10 protein-coding genes are annotated in these 17,533 nt (G+C 69.4%); 4 read left to right on the top strand and 6 right to left on the bottom strand.

The genetic code is table 11. The annotated features are described in order from the left end of the window. The coding region (yedA, locus tag FL311_RS29465) for a drug/metabolite exporter YedA (protein ID WP_228557158.1) at positions 1-902 on the top strand (902 nt) is incomplete at its 5' end. A 116-nt stretch (positions 903-1,018) separates the two neighbouring features. After that, the gene (locus FL311_RS29460) at positions 1,019-3,310 is read left to right on the top strand and encodes a hypothetical protein (protein ID WP_141330273.1); all 2,292 of its coding nucleotides are present in this window, start codon (positions 1,019-1,021) and stop codon (positions 3,308-3,310) included. Positions 3,311-3,338: 28 nt separating this feature from the next. Here the strand turns inward: FL311_RS29460 and FL311_RS29455 are convergent, their stop codons facing one another. The 3 genes from FL311_RS29455 to FL311_RS29445 all read right to left on the bottom strand — a co-directional run bounded on the left by FL311_RS29455 (position 3,339) and on the right by FL311_RS29445 (position 13,945). Beyond that, positions 3,339-5,318 (bottom strand): PAS domain S-box protein, encoded by a 1,980-nt coding sequence (locus FL311_RS29455; RefSeq protein ID WP_141330271.1) that lies wholly within the window; start codon positions 5,316-5,318, stop codon positions 3,339-3,341. A gap of 122 nt (positions 5,319-5,440) precedes the next feature. Continuing rightward, entirely contained in the window at positions 5,441-12,853 is a 7,413-nt protein-coding gene (locus FL311_RS29450; protein ID WP_141330269.1) for a HAMP domain-containing protein, read from the bottom strand. A 201-nt stretch (positions 12,854-13,054) separates the two neighbouring features. Beyond that, positions 13,055-13,945, bottom strand: coding sequence for a hypothetical protein (locus FL311_RS29445; protein WP_141330267.1), 891 nt, complete (start codon positions 13,943-13,945; stop codon positions 13,055-13,057). 181 nt (positions 13,946-14,126) lie between these two features. Here FL311_RS29445 and FL311_RS29440 point away from each other — a divergent pair, with 181 nt between their 5' ends. Together FL311_RS29440 and FL311_RS45435 are read left to right on the top strand one after the other, a co-directional pair. Beyond that, the gene (locus FL311_RS29440) at positions 14,127-14,906 is read left to right on the top strand and encodes a hypothetical protein (protein ID WP_141330265.1); all 780 of its coding nucleotides are present in this window, start codon (positions 14,127-14,129) and stop codon (positions 14,904-14,906) included. Positions 14,907-14,989: 83 nt separating this feature from the next. Next, the gene (locus FL311_RS45435; protein ID WP_228557157.1) at positions 14,990-15,895 is read left to right on the top strand and encodes a hypothetical protein; all 906 of its coding nucleotides are present in this window, start codon (positions 14,990-14,992) and stop codon (positions 15,893-15,895) included. A 147-nt stretch (positions 15,896-16,042) separates the two neighbouring features. On the opposite strand, the gene FL311_RS29430 is transcribed toward FL311_RS45435, so the two are convergent. From FL311_RS29430 to FL311_RS29420, 3 genes are read right to left on the bottom strand one after another with little or no spacing between them, the layout of a single operon-like run. After that, a complete protein-coding gene (locus FL311_RS29430) occupies positions 16,043-16,339 on the bottom strand; it encodes a cyclic-phosphate processing receiver domain-containing protein (RefSeq protein WP_141330263.1) in 297 nt (98 codons plus the stop codon). Between the two features lie 18 nt (positions 16,340-16,357). Next, positions 16,358-16,591 (bottom strand): hypothetical protein, encoded by a 234-nt coding sequence (locus FL311_RS29425; RefSeq protein WP_141330261.1) that lies wholly within the window; start codon positions 16,589-16,591, stop codon positions 16,358-16,360. A gap of 33 nt (positions 16,592-16,624) precedes the next feature. Continuing rightward, positions 16,625-17,470 carry a 2-oxo acid dehydrogenase subunit E2 gene (locus tag FL311_RS29420; protein WP_141330259.1) on the bottom strand — a complete coding sequence of 282 codons (846 nt, stop codon included), beginning with the start codon at positions 17,468-17,470 and terminating at the stop codon, positions 16,625-16,627. Positions 17,471-17,533 lie beyond the last annotated feature (63 nt).

Raw genomic sequence — 17,533 nt, 5'->3', positions numbered from 1 at the left:
CCCCCACCCTCACCGCCGTCTCCCTCGCGGACACGCCTACCCCGAGCGCTCCGCGCGGCCGCCTCCTCTTGTGCCTGGTGACGCTGTACCTCGTTTGGGGGTCCACCTATCTGGCCATCCGCTGGGTGCTCCAGGGAGGCATGCCGCCGTTCCTCGCGTCGGGGACGCGGTTCCTGCTGGCGGGCACGCTGATGTTCGCGGCGCTGTGGCTCAAGGGCACACCCGTGCCCACCGGGCGACAGTGGGGCGCGAGCGCGGTGGTGGGCACGCTGCTTCTGGGCGTGGGCAACGGCGGGCTCGTCTTCGCGCAGCAGTGGGTGCCCTCGGGCGTGGCGGCGCTGGTGGTGGGCAGCCTGCCCATGTGGTCGGCGCTGTTCGGTGGGCTCTTCGGACAGTGGCCCGGGAAGCTGGAGCGCTGGGGGCTGGCGGTGGGCTTCGGCGGCATCGTGCTGCTCAACCTGGGAGGTGAGCTGGGCGGAAGCCTGCTGCCCACGCTGGTGTTGCTGGTGTCGCCGGCGAGCTGGGCGCTGGGCTCGGTGCTGGGCCGGCGCATGCCCATGCCCACGGGCATGATGGCGCCCGCGGCGCAGATGCTGTGCGGCGGCGCGCTGATGCTGCTCTTCGGGCTGTTGCGCGGCGAATCGCTCGACGTGATGCCGGAGCCGCGCGCGTGGGCGGCCTTCGCGTACCTGGTGACGTTCGGCTCGCTGGTGGGCTACAGCGCGTATGCGTACATGATGCGGCACGCGAGCCCCTCGCTCGCCACCAGCTACGCGTACGTCAACCCGGTGGTGGCGGTGCTGCTGGGCGCGGTGTTCGCCGGCGAATCCCTGAGTCCCCTGGCGTGGGTGGCCATGGCCGCGATTCTTGGCGCCGTGGTGCTGCTGACACGCAAGCGCTGAGGGACGACGTTCGCGGACCCGCCGTGCCCGGGGGGACACACGTGCGGTGTCAACCCGGGCCGACGAGGCCAGACGGCGCTTGACGTGGGTTGTGTCTCGGGCTGTTTAACGGAGGGATGGAATCCCTTCGCGCGCTCTGCCTCGCCTGCCTGCTCGTGACGGGCGTGTCCACCGCCGCTCCCGTCATCCAGGTCCCCGAGGGAGGCCCGAGCGTCCCCGTCACCGCCAAGGGCACGCTGTGTGGCCCCGTGAGGGCCGGCTGGACGCTGTCGCCGGATGGACGCGCGCTCAAGCCCCCCGCGCGCGTGGAGCAGGATGACGCGCGCATCCTCGAGCTGAAGGTCGCGCCCACGGGTGGCCAGTGCGAGACGACGGAGGAGCGCGTCACCGTCATCGCCACCGGCGCCTTCCCGCGCGTGGACGCGGCGGGCACCAACTTCTTCCCCGACGAGGGCCGGGTGGAGCTGCGCGGCACGGGGCTGTCGCACGTGGGCGTCGCCTGGAGCGGCACGCCGCGCACGGTGGCCGAGCCAACGTTGATGGAGGGCCAGGACGTGTGCCTGACGCCGTCCGTGGAGCGAGGCCCGGGCAACTGCACGGTGCCGGTGGCGCGCGGGCTGCCCACGGACGCGGCGCTGTACTGGACGCCGCCGCATGGGCGCTGGGGCAAGGACGTCACCACGTTCGATGCGTCCGGCAACGTGGTGGCCCCGGAGACCTTCCGCCTGCGGCCCGGGCGCGTGGTGCTCACCCAGCCGCTCATCCAGTCGGCGGGCGTGGACGTGTCGCGCGGGCCGGGCTTCGTGGCGCTGAGCCACTCGGAGGCGCTGGCGTCGGTGGACTGCGGTCCGGTGCGCTGCGAGGTGAACGAGGGCTCGGTGTCCTTGCGCAACGTGCCGGGCGTGGACGTCAGCGTGACGCTGCGGTTGAGGCTCGCGCCGCGCATCTACTTCGCGCGCGGCGAGGCGCTGGACCAGGTGCTGGTGGAGACGCTGCCGGTGCTCGCGTGTCCGCTGACGGCGGTGGACGGCACGGTGCTGCGCGACGCGGAGAACTCCGCGATGGTGGTCCGCCTGGACGTGTCCTGTCAGCACGACCCGCGCAAGCTGCTCTGGGCCATGAACGACCAGCGCGCCCGCGTGGAGCGCGTGGTGAAGGCCTCCGACGGCACCTACGTGCTCCTGCGCACCGGCGGCACGTCCGAGCAGCAAGTGACAGTGAGCGCGCAGACGTCGCGGGTGGAGGGCTCGGTGGTGGCGTCGGACACGACGAGGACGCAGCCGTTGCCGGTGCCCAGGGCGTCGCTGGAGCTGGGCGACCAGGGCACCATCGACTTCATCCCCATCAACCGGCCCGCGGAGCTGCACGTGGCGGCCAGCGGCGAGCAGGGGCGCTTCGTGCCGCGCCCCGTGGCGGGCGCGTACACCGTCACCACGCGCGACGGGACGACGTACGTGCAGGGCGAGCCCACCGCGGGCGGCTTCGTGTCGCTGCGCTTCGGCTATCAGCTCTCCACGCTGCCGGGGGAGCTGGCCACCACGGACCTGGTGGTCGTCACGGAGCGGGTGCAGCGCTCGGTGCGCGAGGCGAGCGTGCCCATCCGGGTGGAGAGCGTGGTGGAGCTGGTGTGCGCGGACAAGGACGGCAAGGACCGGGTGCTGGAGCCCAGCCGTCCGCACCGCATCGACTACGCCATGCGCAACTCCTGTCGGGTGGTCATCCACCGCGAGCGGCTCAAGCCCGAGCAGGGCGCGCAGGAGGTGGTGCTGCGCATCGGCGTCACCAAGCCGGATGGTTCGGCGCGCGGGGAGAGCCAGGTGGAGCAGCGCATGTTGCTGCGGCCGCAGGGGGAGACGCGCACGATTCCGGTGCCGGGGCAGCTGGGCCAGTTCGACCGGATTCTGGTGCAGGTGTCGCTGGTGGCGGACGAGTCGCGCTATGCGCTGAGCACGGCGGACCGCTCGGGGCTGCCGTCGGCGCAGTGGACGGCCATCGTCAGCGGCGGGCGGCTGCGGCTGTACACGACGGCGACGATTCCGGCGGGTCTCTACCGGGCGACGGAGCCCAGCGGTCAGCTCATCCTCAACTTCGGCGTGGTGTCGCGCCTGGCGCTCTTGAATGACGAGGGCCAGGAGCGGCTGCTCGGCTTCGAGATGGGGCTGATGGGCATGGGGTTGATTCCCCAGTCCGGCGACATCGAGTTCCCGCCGACGTTGGCGGTGGTGATGGGGCTGAGCTTGCGGGTGCCCATCGGCCCGGGCGCCGCGGTGGGCGCGCAGGCGTGGGTGGCGCGGGAGTTCCGCGACGACATCACCCGCCGCTCGGACGGCTCCGTCGTCGACTCGAGCCGCTGGTCCTTCATCTTCGGACCCAGCATCTCCGTGGGCAACGTGGGCTTCAACCTGTGACGCGTGGGGGGCGCGCTCGCGCCCTTCGTCAACTCGCCGTGCGCGGGCCCGGCTGCGTGTGGTGCACGCCCGGCACCTCCGTCTCGCGCGGCAGCCACACGTTGAAGGTGGAGCCCTGTCCCGGCACGCCCGGGGACTCCACCCAGATGCGGCCGCCGTGCTGCTCGACGATGCCCTGGCTGATGGTGAGCCCCAGGCCCAGCCCGCCGTACTTGCTGCCGTGCGCGCGGCCGAAGCGCTCGAAGATGAGCGCCTGCTTGTCCTTGGGAATCCCCACGCCGCTGTCCTTCACGGACAGGTGCACGCCCTCGCTCCCCTCCCCCGTCAGCCGCACCAGCACCGCCCCGCCCTCCGGCGAGTAGCGGATGGCATTGGACAAGAGGTTCGTCAGCACCTGGTCCAGCCGCCCGCGGTCCCAGATGCCCTCCAGGTGCTCCGGCGTCTCCACCTGGATTTCATGTCCCTGCGACAACACCGCCATCCGGTCGCGCGTCTCGTGCACCAGCTGGCTGAAGTCGAACCGCTCCAGCTCCAGCGACAGCCTTCCTGCCTGCAGCCGGCTGATGTCCAGCAGGTCCTCGACCAGCTTCGCCATCCGGTCAATCTGACGGTTGATGATTTTCAGCGACTTGCCCGGCCCCGCCTCCGTCTCGCCCCCCAGCTTCAGGAGCGCCAGGTGCGCGTGCCCCTTGGCCGCCGCCAGCGGCGTGCGCAGCTCGTGGCTCGCCGCCGCCAGGAACGCGTCCTTCGCCTCGCTCGCCAGCCGCAGCGCCGTCTCCGCGCGCTGCCGCTCGGTGATGTCGCGCGCCACGGAGATGAACCGCCCGGGCCCCTCCGCCGCCGACACGAACTGGAGCACCACCTCCACCGGCACCTCGGAGCCATCCCGCCGCCGGTGCGTCGTGGAGTACGTCTGGCTGGGCAGCGTCCCGCTCACCAGCGGCGCCAGCAGCTTGCGGAAGCCCGCCTCGTCGAACGCCCCCTCCACCTCCAGCACCGACAGCCCCACCAGCTCGTCCGTCGTGCTCGCCAGCTGCTTGGCCGCGCCCGCGTTGGCGTACGTCAACGTCAGCGAGTCCGGCGAGAACATCAGGACGCAGTCCAGCGTCGCGTCCAGCGTCATCTTGAAGCGCCCCAGCGCCTCCTCGGCGCGGCGCTTGTCGTCGATGTCCGTGGCCACCGCGATCCAGCCCACCACGTGGCCCGTCTCGTCCCGCTCCGGCACCGCGCGCGCCAGGTGCCAGCGATACACCCCGTCGAACCGGCGCAGGCGGAACTCGCGCTCCACCCGCTGACTGGAGCGGATGGCCATCTCCCACGCCTGCCGCATCTCCTCGCGGTCCACCGGGTGCACGAACTCCAGGAAGGTGCTCAAGGACAGCGGCTGCTCCTCGTGGATGCCCGTGTAGTCACGCCCCGCGCGGTTCGCGTACGTGAACGAGCCGTCCGCGCGCGCCGCCCACATCACCTCCGGCAGCGACTCGGTGAGCCGCCGGTAGCGCAGCTCGCTCTGGCGCTCCATCGCCTCGCGCTCGCGCTGACGCAGCAAGGCCGCCTGCCGCTGGATTTGCTGCTCCTTGAGGAACAGGTCCACGAAGACGCTGACCTTCGAGCGGAGGATTTCCGGGTCGAAGGGCTTGAGCAGGTAGTCCACCGCGCCGTGCGCGTAGCCCTTGAAGATGTGGGCCGCGTCGCGGCTGAGCGCGGTGAGGAAGATGATGGGGATGGTGCGCGTGCGCTCGCGCTGCTTGATGAGCGTGGCCGTCTGGAAGCCATCCAGCCCCGGCATCTGCACGTCCATCAGGATGACGGCGAAGTCGCGCTGCAGCAGGAACTTGAGCGCCTCCTCGCCGCTCGTGGCCTTGACGAGCTCCTGCCCCAACGGCTCGAGGATGGCCTCCAGCGCCAGCAGGTTGGACGGGTGGTCGTCCACCATCAGGATGCTCGCCCTGGAACGGGTGCTGCTGTCCTGCGGGCGTTCGGCGGAGATGTGTTCGCTAGGCGTCATTGAAATAGGAGCAAGGTATGCCCCGACCGTTTACTGGCCGGACAGGCTAGGCGCGGCCTCCGCCGGTCAAAAGCCCGGGAAAGACGAGTCGTGCGCTAGCCATCAATCGGACCCTCTCTTCGTCATGCCGATACCCACAGACGGATGAGCTCCAGAAGCTTGTCCGTATCCACCGGCTTGGGCAGGTAGTCGCTGGCGCCGGCGGCCATGCACTTCTCCCGGTCGTCCTTCAGCGCCTTGGCCGTCACGGCGATGATGGGGAGGCTGGCGTACCGGAGGTCCTTGCGGATGGCCCGCATCGTCTCGTACCCGTCCATCTCCGGCATCATCACGTCCATCAGGACGACATCCACGTCGCGGTGCTGCTCGAGCGTCTCGATGGCCGCCCGCCCATTCTCCGCGAAGACCACCTGCATGCCGTGGTTCTCCAGCACGCTGGTGAGGGCGAAGATGTTGCGCATGTCGTCATCGACGACGAGCACCTTCTTGCCCACCAGCTCGGACTCCTCCTCGTTGCGCTGGGCCAGCGCCGCCCGCGCCCGGGGAGGCAGATTCTGGTCCAGCCGGTGCAGGAACAGCGCGGTGTCGCTGAGCAACTGTTCGGGACTCTTCGTTCCGCTCTTGAGGATGACGCTGCCGGTGTAGCGGCGCAGGCGGGCCTCGTCCTTGGGCGTGAGCTCCTTGCCCGTGTAGATGACGATGGGCAAATCCCGGAAGCGCTGCTGGGTCTTGACCTCCTCCACCAGCTTGATGCCGTCCATGTCGGGCAGCAGCAGGTCGATGACCAGGCAGTCGAACTCACCCTCCTCCAGCTTCTGGAGGACCTCCTGGCCGGTGGCCACGGCCGTGACGACGACGTCACCGCCCTCGGCGAGCAGGCTGACCAGGCTGCTGCGCTGCACGTCGTCGTCCTCGACGAGCAGCAGCCGGCGCTCCTTGCGCTCCAGGAAGCGCGCCAGCTGGTTGAACACCCGCTCCAGGCCTTCCTTGCTGACGGGCTTGGTGAGGTAGCCGAACGCGCCCTGGGCGTTGCCCAGGTGCTTGTCCATGACGCTGATGATGTGGACGGGGATGTGGCGCGTGCGCGGGTTGCGCTTGAGCCGGTCGAGCACGCTCCAGCCGTCCACCACGGGCAGCTGGATGTCGAGCGTCACCGCGTGCGGCTGGAACTCGTTGGCCATGGACAGGCCGGTGTCGCCGCGGGTGGCGACCAGGGCCTTGAAGCCCTTCTCGCGCGCCAGCTGCACCATGATGCGGGCGAACTTCAGGTCGTCCTCGATGATGAGCAGGACGCGGTCACCCTCGCGGATGTGGTCGCGGTCATCCTCCACCGCGAGCGGCGGCAGGAGCGAATCCACCGGGGGCGGCAGCGCGGCGTCCAGCACGTGGCCGCTCTCCGCCACGGCGGGAGGCACGGGCGCGGGCGGCGGCGCGGGGGGAAGCGGGACCTCCGGCACCACGTTGCTCCCGCGGGGCATCAGGGGCTCGAGCGGCGTGGGCATGGCCGGCAGGCTGTCGTCGTCGGGGCCCACGTACTCGGGCGGCAGGTACAGGGTGAAGGTGCTGCCCTTGCGCGGCTCGCTGCTGACGTGGATTTCGCCGCCCAGGAGCTTGGCGATTTCGCGGCTGATGGACAGGCCCAGGCCCGTGCCGCCGTACTTGCGGGCGGTGGAGCCGTCGGCCTGCTGGAAGGCCTCGAAGATGAGGCGCTGCTTGTCCTTGGCGATGCCGATGCCCGTGTCCGACACCGCGAAGGCGATGACGTAGCGCGAGCGCTGGAGCACCTCGTGCTCCAGCCGCGTGCCGGGCTCGGCCAGCTTCACGGTGAGCTTCACGCTGCCTTCGTCGGTGAACTTGAAGGCGTTGGAGAGCAGGTTCTTGAGCACCTGCTGCAGCCGCTGCGGGTCGGTGCGGATGGCGCGCGGGGTGCCCTGCGCGACCTCCACGGTGAAGGCCAGGTTCTTCTGCTCGGCGACCGGGCGGAAGCCGCGGTCGATGAACTGGTTGAGCTCCGTGAGGACGATGTCCCGGGGCTCCACCTGCATCTTGCCGGCCTCCACCTTGGACAGGTCGAGGATTTCGTTGATGAGGCTGAGCAGGTCTCCGCCGGACGCGTAGATGGTGTTGGCGTACTCCACCTGCTTGGTGGAGAGGTTGCCGTCCTTGTTGTCCGACAGGAGCTTGGCCAGGATGAGCAGGCTGTTGAGCGGCGTGCGCAGCTCGTGGCTCATGTTGGCCAGGAACTCGCTCTTGTACTTGGAGATGACGGTGAGCTGCTCGGCCTTCTCCTCCAGGCTGACGCGGGCGCGCTCGACCTCGTTGTTCTTCTCCTCGACGCGGCGATTCTGCTCCTCGAGCAGCTTCGCCTTCTCCTCCAGCTCGCTGTTGCTGCGCTTGAGCGCGTCCTGCTGCTGGGTGAGCTCGCGCGACTGGCTCTGCAGCTCCTGAGTGAGCCCCTGCGACTGCTGCAGGAGCTGCTCGGTGCGCATGTTCGCCATGATCATGTTCAGGACCACGCCGATGCTCTCGGTGAGCTGGTCCAGGAAGATTTGATGGATGGCGCTGAAGGTGTGGAACGAGGCCAGCTCGATGACCGCCTTCACCTCGCCCTCGAAGAGCACGGGCAGGACGATGATGTTGAGCGGGGCGGACTCACCCAGGCCGGAGGAGATGGTGATGTAGTCCGGCGGGACGTGGGTGAGGAGGATGGTCTTGCGCTCCAGGGCGCACTGACCGACGAGCCCCTCGCCCAGGCGGAAGCGGTTGGCGATGTGCTTGCGCTCCCGGTAGGCGTAGGTGCTGGTCAGCTTGAGCACCGGCGTCCCGGAGTCGGTGTCCATCAGGAAGAACGCGCCGTGGTGGGCGGAGACCAGCGGCGTCAGCTCGCTCATGATGAGGCGGCTGACGGCGTCCAGGCTCTTCTGGCCCTGCATCATGCCGCTGAACTTCGCCAGGTTCGTCTTGAGCCAGTCCTGCTCCTGGTTCTTCTGCGTGGTCTCACGCAGGTTGACGATCATCTGGTTGATGTTGTCCTTCAGCGCGGCGACCTCGCCCTCGGCGACGACGGTGATGCTGCGGGTGAGGTCACCCTTCGTCACCGCGGTGGCCACGTCGGAGATGGCGCGCAGCTGGCTGGTCAGCGTCCCGGCCAGCTGGTTCACGTTGTCGGTCAGCTGCCGCCACGTGCCGCGAGCGCCGGGCACGCGGGCCTGGCCGCCCAGCTTTCCTTCGATACCGACCTCGCGGGCCACGGTGGACACCTGCTCGGCGAAGGTGCCCAGCGTGTCCGTCATGTTGTTGATGGTGTCCGCGAGCGCTGCGACCTCGCCCTTCGCGTCGACGATGAGCTTCTGGGTGAGGTCACCGTTGGCGACCGCCGTCACCACGCGCACGATGCCGCGCACCTGCGTGGTGAGGTTGGAGGCCATGAAGTTCACGTTGTCCGTGAGGTCCTTCCACGTGCCGGCCACACCGGGCACGCGGGCCTGACCGCCCAGCTTCCCCTCGACACCGACCTCGCGGGCCACGGTGGACACCTGCTCGGCGAAGGTGCCCAGCGTGTCCGTCATGTTGTTGATGGTCTCCGCGAGCGCCGCGACCTCGCCCTTCGCCTCGACCACCAGCTTCTGCTTGAGGTCGCCGTTGGCGACGGCCGTCACGACCTTGACGATGCCGCGCACCTGCGTGGTGAGGTTGCGGGCCATGAAGTTCACGTTGTCCGTGAGGTCCTTCCACACGCCGGACACCCCGCGCACTTCCGCCTGACCGCCCAGCTTTCCTTCGGTGCCGACCTCGCGCGCGACGCGCGTCACTTCCGAGGCGAACGAGTTGAGCTGGTCCACCATGATGTTGATGGTGTCCTTGAGCTCAAGAATCTCGCCCTTGGCGTCGACGGTGATCTTCTTGGACAGGTCACCGTTGGCCACCGCGGTGGTCACCAGCGCGATGTTTCGCACCTGCGCGGTGAGGTTGGAGGCCATCGAGTTCACGTTGTCGGTGAGGTCCTTCCACGTGCCGGCGACGCCGGGCACCGCGGCCTGACCACCGAGCTTGCCGTCCGTGCCGACCTCCTTGGCGACGCGCGTCACCTCGGCGGCGAACGCGCGGAGCTGGTCCACCATCGTGTTGATGGTGCTCTTGAGCTCCAAAATCTCGCCCCGGGCCTCGACGGAGATCTTCTGCGACAGGTCGCCGTTGGCGACCGCCGTCGTGACCTTGGCGATGTTTCGCACCTGGTCGGTGAGGTTGCCGGCCAGCACGTTCACGTTGTCGGTGAGGTCCTTCCACACGCCGGCGACCCCGGGCACCGCGGCCTGACCGCCCAGCTTGCCCTCGGTGCCGACCTCCTTGGCGACGCGAGTCACCTCGGACGCGAAGCCTCGGAGCTGGTCCACCATCGTGTTGATGGTGTTCTTCAGCTCCAGCACCTCGCCCTTCACGGAGACGGTGATCTTCTGGGACAGGTCGCCATTGGCGACGGCCGTCGTGACCTTGGCGATGTTTCGCACCTGGTCGGTGAGGTTGCCTGCGAGGACGTTCACGTTGTCGGTGAGGTCCTTCCACACGCCGGACACGCCCTTCACGTCGGCCTGTCCGCCCAGCTTTCCTTCGGTGCCGACCTCCTTGGCGACGCGAGTCACCTCGGCGGCGAACGCGCGGAGCTGGTCCACCATCGTGTTGATGGTGCTCTTGAGCTCCAGCACCTCGCCCTTCGCGTCGACGGTGATCTTCTTGGACAGGTCGCCATTCGCGACCGCCGTCGTCACCTCGGCGATGTTTCGCACCTGGGCCGTGAGGTTGTTGGCCAGCAGGTTCACGTTGTTGGTGAGGTCCTTCCACGTGCCGGCGACGCCCGGCACCTCGGCCTGGGCGCCCAGCTTGCCTTCCACGCCCACCGTGCGCGCGACGTCCGTCACCTGCTGCGCGAAGATGGAGAGCGTCTGCGTCATCGCGTTGATGGTGTCCGCGAGCGCGGCGATCTCACCCTTCGCGTCCATCATCAGCTTCTGGGTGAGGTCACCGTTGGCGACCGCCGTCACCACGCGCACGATGCCGCGCACCTGGCTGGTGAGGTTGGACGCCATGAAGTTCACGTTGTCCGTGAGGTCCTTCCAGACGCCGGACACCCCGCGCACCTCGGCCTGTCCGCCCAGCTTCCCCTCGGTACCGACCTCCTTGGCGACGCGGGTCACCTCGGACGCGAAGCCGCGGAGCTGGTCCACCATCGTGTTGATGGTGCTCTTGAGCTCCAGCACCTCGCCCTTGGCGTCGACGGTGATCTTCTTGGAGAGGTCACCGTTGGCGACCGCCGTGGTGACCTCGGCGATGTTACGGACCTGGTCGGTGAGGTTGTTCGCGAGCAGGTTCACGTTGTTGGTGAGGTCCTTCCACGTGCCCGCGACGCCCGGCACCACGGCCTGGGCGCCCAGCTTGCCTTCCACGCCCACCGTGCGCGCGACGTCCGTCACCTGCTGCGCGAAGATGGAGAGCGTCTGCGTCATCGCGTTGATGGTGTCGGCCAGCTCGGCGACCTCGCCCTTGGCCTCCATCTTCAGCCGCTGCGTGAGGTCACCGTTGGCGACCGCCGTCACGACCTTGGCGATGCCGCGCACCTGGGTCGTGAGGTTCACGGCCATCACGTTCACGTTGTCGGTGAGGTCCTTCCACGTGCCGGAGACGCCCTTCACCTCGGCCTGGCCGCCCAGTTTGCCGTGGGTGCCGACCTCGCGCGCCACGCGCGTCACCTCGGAGGCGAACGAGTTGAGCTGGTCCACCATCGTGTTGATGGTGTTCTTGAGCTCCAGAATCTCGCCGCGCGCGTCGACGGTGATCTTCTTGGAGAGGTCACCGTTGGCCACCGACGTCGTCACCAGGGCGATGTTGCGCACCTGGGTGGTGAGGTTGGAGGCCATCGAGTTCACGTTGTCGGTGAGGTCCTTCCACACGCCGGCAACACCCTTCACGTCGGCCTGTCCGCCCAGCTTGCCGTCGGTGCCCACCTCGCGAGCGACGCGCGTCACCTCGGAGGCGAAGGCGCGCAGCTGGTCCACCATCGTGTTGATGGTGTCCTTGAGCTCCATCACCTCGCCCTTCACGTCGACGGTGATCTTCTTGGAGAGGTCCCCCTTGGCGACGGCCGTCGTCACGTCGGCGATGTTGCGCACCTGGGCCGTGAGGTTGTTGGCCATCAGGTTGACGTTGTCGGTGAGGTCCTTCCACGTGCCGGCGGCGCCGGGCACCTGGGCCTGGGCGCCCAGCTTGCCCTCGACACCCACCGTGCGCGCCACGCTCGTCACCTGCTGCGCGAAGACGTTGAGCGTGTCCGTCATGTTGTTGAGCGTGGAGCCCAACGCGGCGATTTCGCCCTGGGACGGCACCATCAGCTTCTGGGTGAGGTCGCCGTTGGCGACGGCCGTCACCACCTTCACGATGCCGCGCACCTGCGTCGTGAGGTTGGACGCCATGAAGTTCACGTTGTCGGTGAGGTCCTTCCACGTGCCGGAGACACCGGGCACCGCGGCCTGACCGCCCAGCTTTCCTTCCGTGCCCACCTCGCGCGCCACGCGCGTCACTTCGGAGGCGAAGCCGTTGAGCTGGTCCACCATCGTGTTGATGGTGCTCTTGAGCTCGAGCACCTCGCCGCGCGCGTCCACGGTGATCTTCTTCGACAGGTCGCCGTTGGCGACGGCGGTGGACACCTCCGCGATGTTGCGCACCTGGGCCGTGAGGTTGTTGGCCATCAGGTTCACGTTGTCGGTGAGGTCCTTCCAGACGCCGGAGACGCCCTTCACCTCGGCCTGACCGCCCAGCTTGCCATCGCTGCCGACCTCACGCGCGACGCGCGTCACCTCGGCGGCGAACGAGTTGAGCTGGTCGAGCATCGCGTTCACGGTGGTGCCGATGCGCAGGAACTCGCCCTTCACCGGCTGGCCGTCGATTTCGAGGGCCATCTTCTGGGTGAGGTCGCCCTCGGCCACGGCCACCAGCACGCGCGCGACTTCCGTGGTCGGCTGCACCAGGTCGCCGATGAGCGCGTTGATGGAGTTGATGCTCGTGGCCCAGTCGCCGCGCCCGTCGCCCAAGGACACGCGCTCGGCCATGCGGCCCTCGCGGCCGACGACGCGCGCCACGCGCACCATCTCGTGCGTCATCGCCGAGTTGAGGGTCACCACCGCGTTGAAGGCGCGGGAGATGTCGTCCATCACCGGCACGGAGGTGAACTCCGGCAGGCGCACGGAGAAGTCGCCGCCCTGCACGGCCCGCAGCGCGGCGAGCAGCGTCTGCAGCGGGTCATCTCCGCGGATGCGCGCACCGCCGCCCGGCGTCCTCGCGCCGCCGCCCCGGCCGCCCGTCTGCCTGCCGCCCTCTTCCGCGCCACGGCCGCGAGCGCGCTCGGACTCGACGCGGTTGGCCGCGAGGTTGTCGCGCGAGGCATCGGACGGCTGCGGGCTGGACGCCGCTTCGCTCCGAGGCTTGCGCGTCGAGGCGCGCTTCCTGCCATTGCCGTTGGAGCTGGGAACCTTGGTGTCGTCCACGAGGAGAACCCTTCTGATCGGGATGAACGCCGCGAGCCGAGACCTCGCGGCGGACGGGCTGAGGCGAATCTCCTGTGAGTTCGCGGGCTTGTCGATTCAAAGCCCCGCCACTCCAGGTGATTTGTCGCGTACTGAACTTCGAGCCCGGACAATGGATACCGCGCGTGAAACATGCGGAACCCACAGCCTCTGTCCAACATGTCAGGGCGGCGGCGCCGTGCAGGGAAAACCGTCGCAGCCCTGGACATAAAGCGGCCGACCGGAGAGCCGGCGAGCAGGGGCCATCACACGCCCCTCGGGCACGGCGGCGCGCTCCCCCGTCCGCACATCGAGCGAGAACGACGGCGCCCCCGTCGGGGAACAGCCGATCATCAACTGCTCGGGTGCGTCCAGCCACCACATCGTCTCCACCCGACAGGGGACATCGAGGGGGCGGTGGGAGAGGGAGCGGGTGTCGTAGACGCGGAGGAGTCCGTCGGAGAGCACGGCGGCCAGCACGCCACCGGCGCCCACGGAGAGCCGGGCGGTGGAGGCGGGGACCTGGGTCTGCGCGAGCACGGAGCCGCTGGAGGAGACGGAGACGAGCTGCCCGGAGGCATCGAGGGCGAGCATGCCGTGCGCGTGTCCGGCGAGGGCGATGGGCTGGAAGTCGCCCATGGGGACGAGGGTGACGCCGTCCTCGCGAAGGAGGCGGTTTCCAGCGGAGAGCCACAGGTGGTTGTCCGCGTCGAAGGCGATGGCGAGCGCGCCGGTGAGGTCATGGCGCGTGGTGGCGTCCTTGGGGCCACATGTGGCGACGGAGTGGGCGCCGAAGACGGCGGCGCGCGAGGCATCGGGGGAGACGGCCCAGCCGAGCCGGGCCTCGGGGTGGGCCTTGGAGAGGCAGTGGTTGAGGGCGCCGAAGTTCGGGTCCGTCGTGGGGGAGGACACGAGGTAGGGCAGGCTGGTGGTGGCGACGTAGAGGAGCAGGCCCAGGGAGACGGCGGAGGCGAGGGTGAGGGGCCAGGGCCTGAGGCTGCGCGCGCGGGTGTTCCTGGCGGGAGCACGCGCGCTCTTCCTTCCCGTGGTCACCGCGCTCTCGCGTCCGCTCAAGGTGACTCCTCGCTGCCTCGCGCCGCCCGGCCCTACGCATAGCGCCCGGCCTGTCTCCAGGCCACTCCCCCCGAGGTGCATCCCAGCACATCACGGAATGGATTCGGGTGCCTGCCTGGCCCATGGGGAGCAACGGATGATTGGGGCAGGGCTGGTCCGTGCGTTGCACAGCGGGCCGGCCATGCATCGCCTCCTCCCCGCGCGGGCACGACTGTGGTTGCTGGGCCTCATCCTCGTGGCGCCGTTGGCCACGGTGGAGTGTGTCTACCGGTACGCGCTCACGCGGCTCCCGGAGCTTCCTCCTTCGCCCAGCCAAGGGCTCACGCCCTCCGCGCGTCAGCGGGTGACGTGGTGGCGGGACCTGGACGCCTCCACGCGGCACGTTCAGCCGATATGGTCCTGGACCGTGGTCCACAGCCTCCTGGACCTCACGCTCTCCCGACATGCTTGTGAGGACGAGTCCCTGCCCGAGGGCTTCGAGCATGCGCTGGATGCGGCGAGCCGTTGGCTCAACGCCCTGAATGCACGCGCAACGGTCCCGTTCCGAGAGCTCGAGCGTGTCGCGCTGGCCATCTGGCTCACCCGCCACTGGGATGAAGTGGACTGGCGGGTCGCCGCCATCGAGTCACGGTGGCACGAGTCGAGCGCGAGGCGCGGCGTCCCTGTGTTCCTCGCGCGAAGCTGGACCCAGCTCCCCGTCGAGGACCTGGCGCTGCTCATGGCCCTGGGGCAGCTCTCCTGGCGCGTGGACCCGTGGTGCGAGCGGGAACAACTCCATGCGGTCCGTGATGCGCTGCTGTGGACCCTGCATGACCGCGAGGGGCTCGATGAGACGGCGCTGGCGACGGCCCTGCGCGCACCGCTGTTCCTCACGGTGCGCCCCATCGACTGGGGAACTTGTGGACAACCCGCGCTGACGCGGGTGCTCGAGTCTCGGGTCACCACGCCGCTTCCCGAGTAGCCACGGGGCCGAGCCCTCCGTGAGGCTCGCTTGTCGCTGGCCGTCCTCGCCTCAAGGTTGAGCACGAGGAAAGGACCCCACCCATGCGACGAGCGCTCTGCACCGCGGCCCTGACGTTCAGCTTCCTCTTGTCTCCTGTCGCCCTCGCCCAATCAGCGGGCAGCGGAGCGGGCGCAGGGACGTCCTCTCAACCCCAGTCAGGTGTCGGCGCCAACCAGGCCCCTGGCACCTATCCGTCCGGGACCTTCTCCGTCGTGCCCTATGGGTCCACGGGCGCTGAAGACATCTCCAGCACGACCACCACCACGCAGGCGACCGGTGGCGCTGGCAACACCTCGAACACCAACGCTGGCGGCACGGACACAGGCAACAATGCGTCGGATGCGCGCGGAACGGGCGGCTCTGGCAACAAGGACTCCGTGCCCGCCGGTCGCCCCGAGCCCACGCGCCAGGGCACCGAGCCGCGAGATGCGGCGGGCGATGCACGAGGCGGCAGCGCGGAGGCAGCCGCGTCCGGAGAGGACCTGAACCAGAGAGACCTGACCCGAGAGGTCGCCATGCTTCGCAACGATGTCCTGCGACTCCAGCGACAGGTCAACGCGCTCCGAGGCGGACATGCGAATGACGATGACTCGGGGAAGCAGCAGGACGGCACGGGAGGCTCGGGCCCGGCGAGCGCGCCTCGACAGGACGCCTCCGCCAATGACACCGGCGACGTGAACGCCGACCCCGAGAAGACCATCGTCGCGAACGTCGTCATGCGCGGCCAGGTGACCTCGGCCACCCAGGACCGGATTGTCATCAAGGACTCGGAGACCGGGGACCTCTACGACCTGCGCGTCGGCGAGAACACCCGCATCGTCCGCAACGGTCAGCGCATCTCGACGCAGGGCCTGCGACAGGGCACCGCCGTCCAGGCCGCCTACAACCTCATCGCGGATGGCACCTCCGACGCGACCCGAATCCAGGTGACACCGCGCTCGCGCTGATTCCCGGCGGAGGCGCTCACGTCAGGCCCCGGCGCAAGCACCTCTCGCTCACGCGCGAACCATGAGCTGGGTCCGCGTCCTGCTCGCGCGGGTGCCTCGGCGCGCGGCCTGCGCGCCTCGTGTCGCCAGCTCATGTGCGAAGGAGCTTCACCGCTCACGCGCGAACCGCTCGATGCGCACAATCGCCAGCTCCATCTTCTGGCGCGCCGAGCTGTTCGCCGAGTGCACGCGGACTCGCGGAGGAACGAAGCCGCGCGTGGCCACCGCTTCCTCCAGCCACAGCAGCACGTCGTATCCGGTGCCGTGCTCGTCATCCCCGAGGTCGTGGTCGAGGCTGAGCTCGACCACCTGTCCTCCCTGGAGCAACGCGATGGCCTCTTCCGGCCAGCGGACAGCCACCCAGCCCTCGGGCGTGGGCCGCTCGTCATCCAGATACACTCTCACCGCGTCACCCCAGGCGAGTCAGCGTCCGCCGTCCTTCGATGACTTGCCCTCGGCGAGCTGACGCATCTTCGCGGCGAAGGGGCTCTCCCCTTCCACCCGGTTGGGACCGCCCGCCAGCCGCTGCCGCCGAGCCATCGCCAGCCCCCCCTCCGCGGGGCCCTCGAGGGCCTCCTTCTCGTAGCGGTCCTGCCCTCCGAGCGCGCGTCCCACGGGACGAGCGGAAGCGACACGGCGGTTCGTATCCACGGGCATGACCAGACCTCCAGCGGTGACGGTGACCCCGTTCTACCCCACCCGCGTCCCGCTCGCAGCCCCCAGGGTCTCCTCGGGCGACTCCAGCACCTCCCCGACGTGACGGAGCACCCGCGCCACCACCTCCACATCCAGCGCCCGCGCATCCCACGTGCACGTCAGCGTCATCACCTTCCCCGGCACCAGCGCCCCCGCCTCCACCACCGGCTCGGTCCGCACGGAGCACGGCGCCAGCACCAACGGCACCCGCGTGTACGGCACGGTCGCCACGTAGCCCCGTTCGAGCCCCAGCGTACCCAGGCTCGTCACCACCACCGAGCCGAACGGGTCCCTCGGCATCCCCACCCAGCGCAGGTCCACGTTCAGCGTGAACCAAACGAAGGACAGCAGCCGCAGCGCCCACCCCATGAACATCCCCGGGATGCGATAGGAGCGGCGCTTGCCCCGCTCGATGACCGCGTCCTCCCGCGAGCGCACCCGCCCCACCACGCCCTCCATCGCCCGCGCGAAGTCCGCGAGCGACAGCGTGTCCGCGCGGTGCACCGTGGCCGTCGTCAGGTCCACGCGCCCCGACGGCTCGGGCTGCACCACGAGCACGCACACGCCCACGTCGACGCGCGGGGACGGACTGCCCCAGCGCATGAGCACGTTGGCCTCGGGGTACAGCCGCAGCGCGTCCGCGGCGGCCTTGGCCACCAGGTGCGTCACCGTGAGCCGCTGCCCCGTCCGCTCGCGCCACGCCTCCAGGAACGCGAGCGCGCGCTCCATGCGCACGTCGAGTGCGGCATAGGAGGTCGGGTCCCGAGGCGCGCCCCAGGCCCCCAGGGCGAGCTTGCGGAAGGCACCCGGTGGCGGCGCCGGCTTCAGGTCGAGGTCCACGAAGAGCCCGGGCTTCGCATGGAGTCCAACGCTCCTGCAACCCCTGTCTCTTTATACACATCT

This window comes from Myxococcus sp. AB025B (assembly GCF_006518215.1).
In the GTDB taxonomy this organism is placed as follows: domain Bacteria; phylum Myxococcota; class Myxococcia; order Myxococcales; family Myxococcaceae; genus Myxococcus; species Myxococcus fulvus.
The sequence above is the reverse complement of the archived record's forward strand: the minus strand, read 5'-3'. Positions and strand labels throughout refer to the sequence as shown.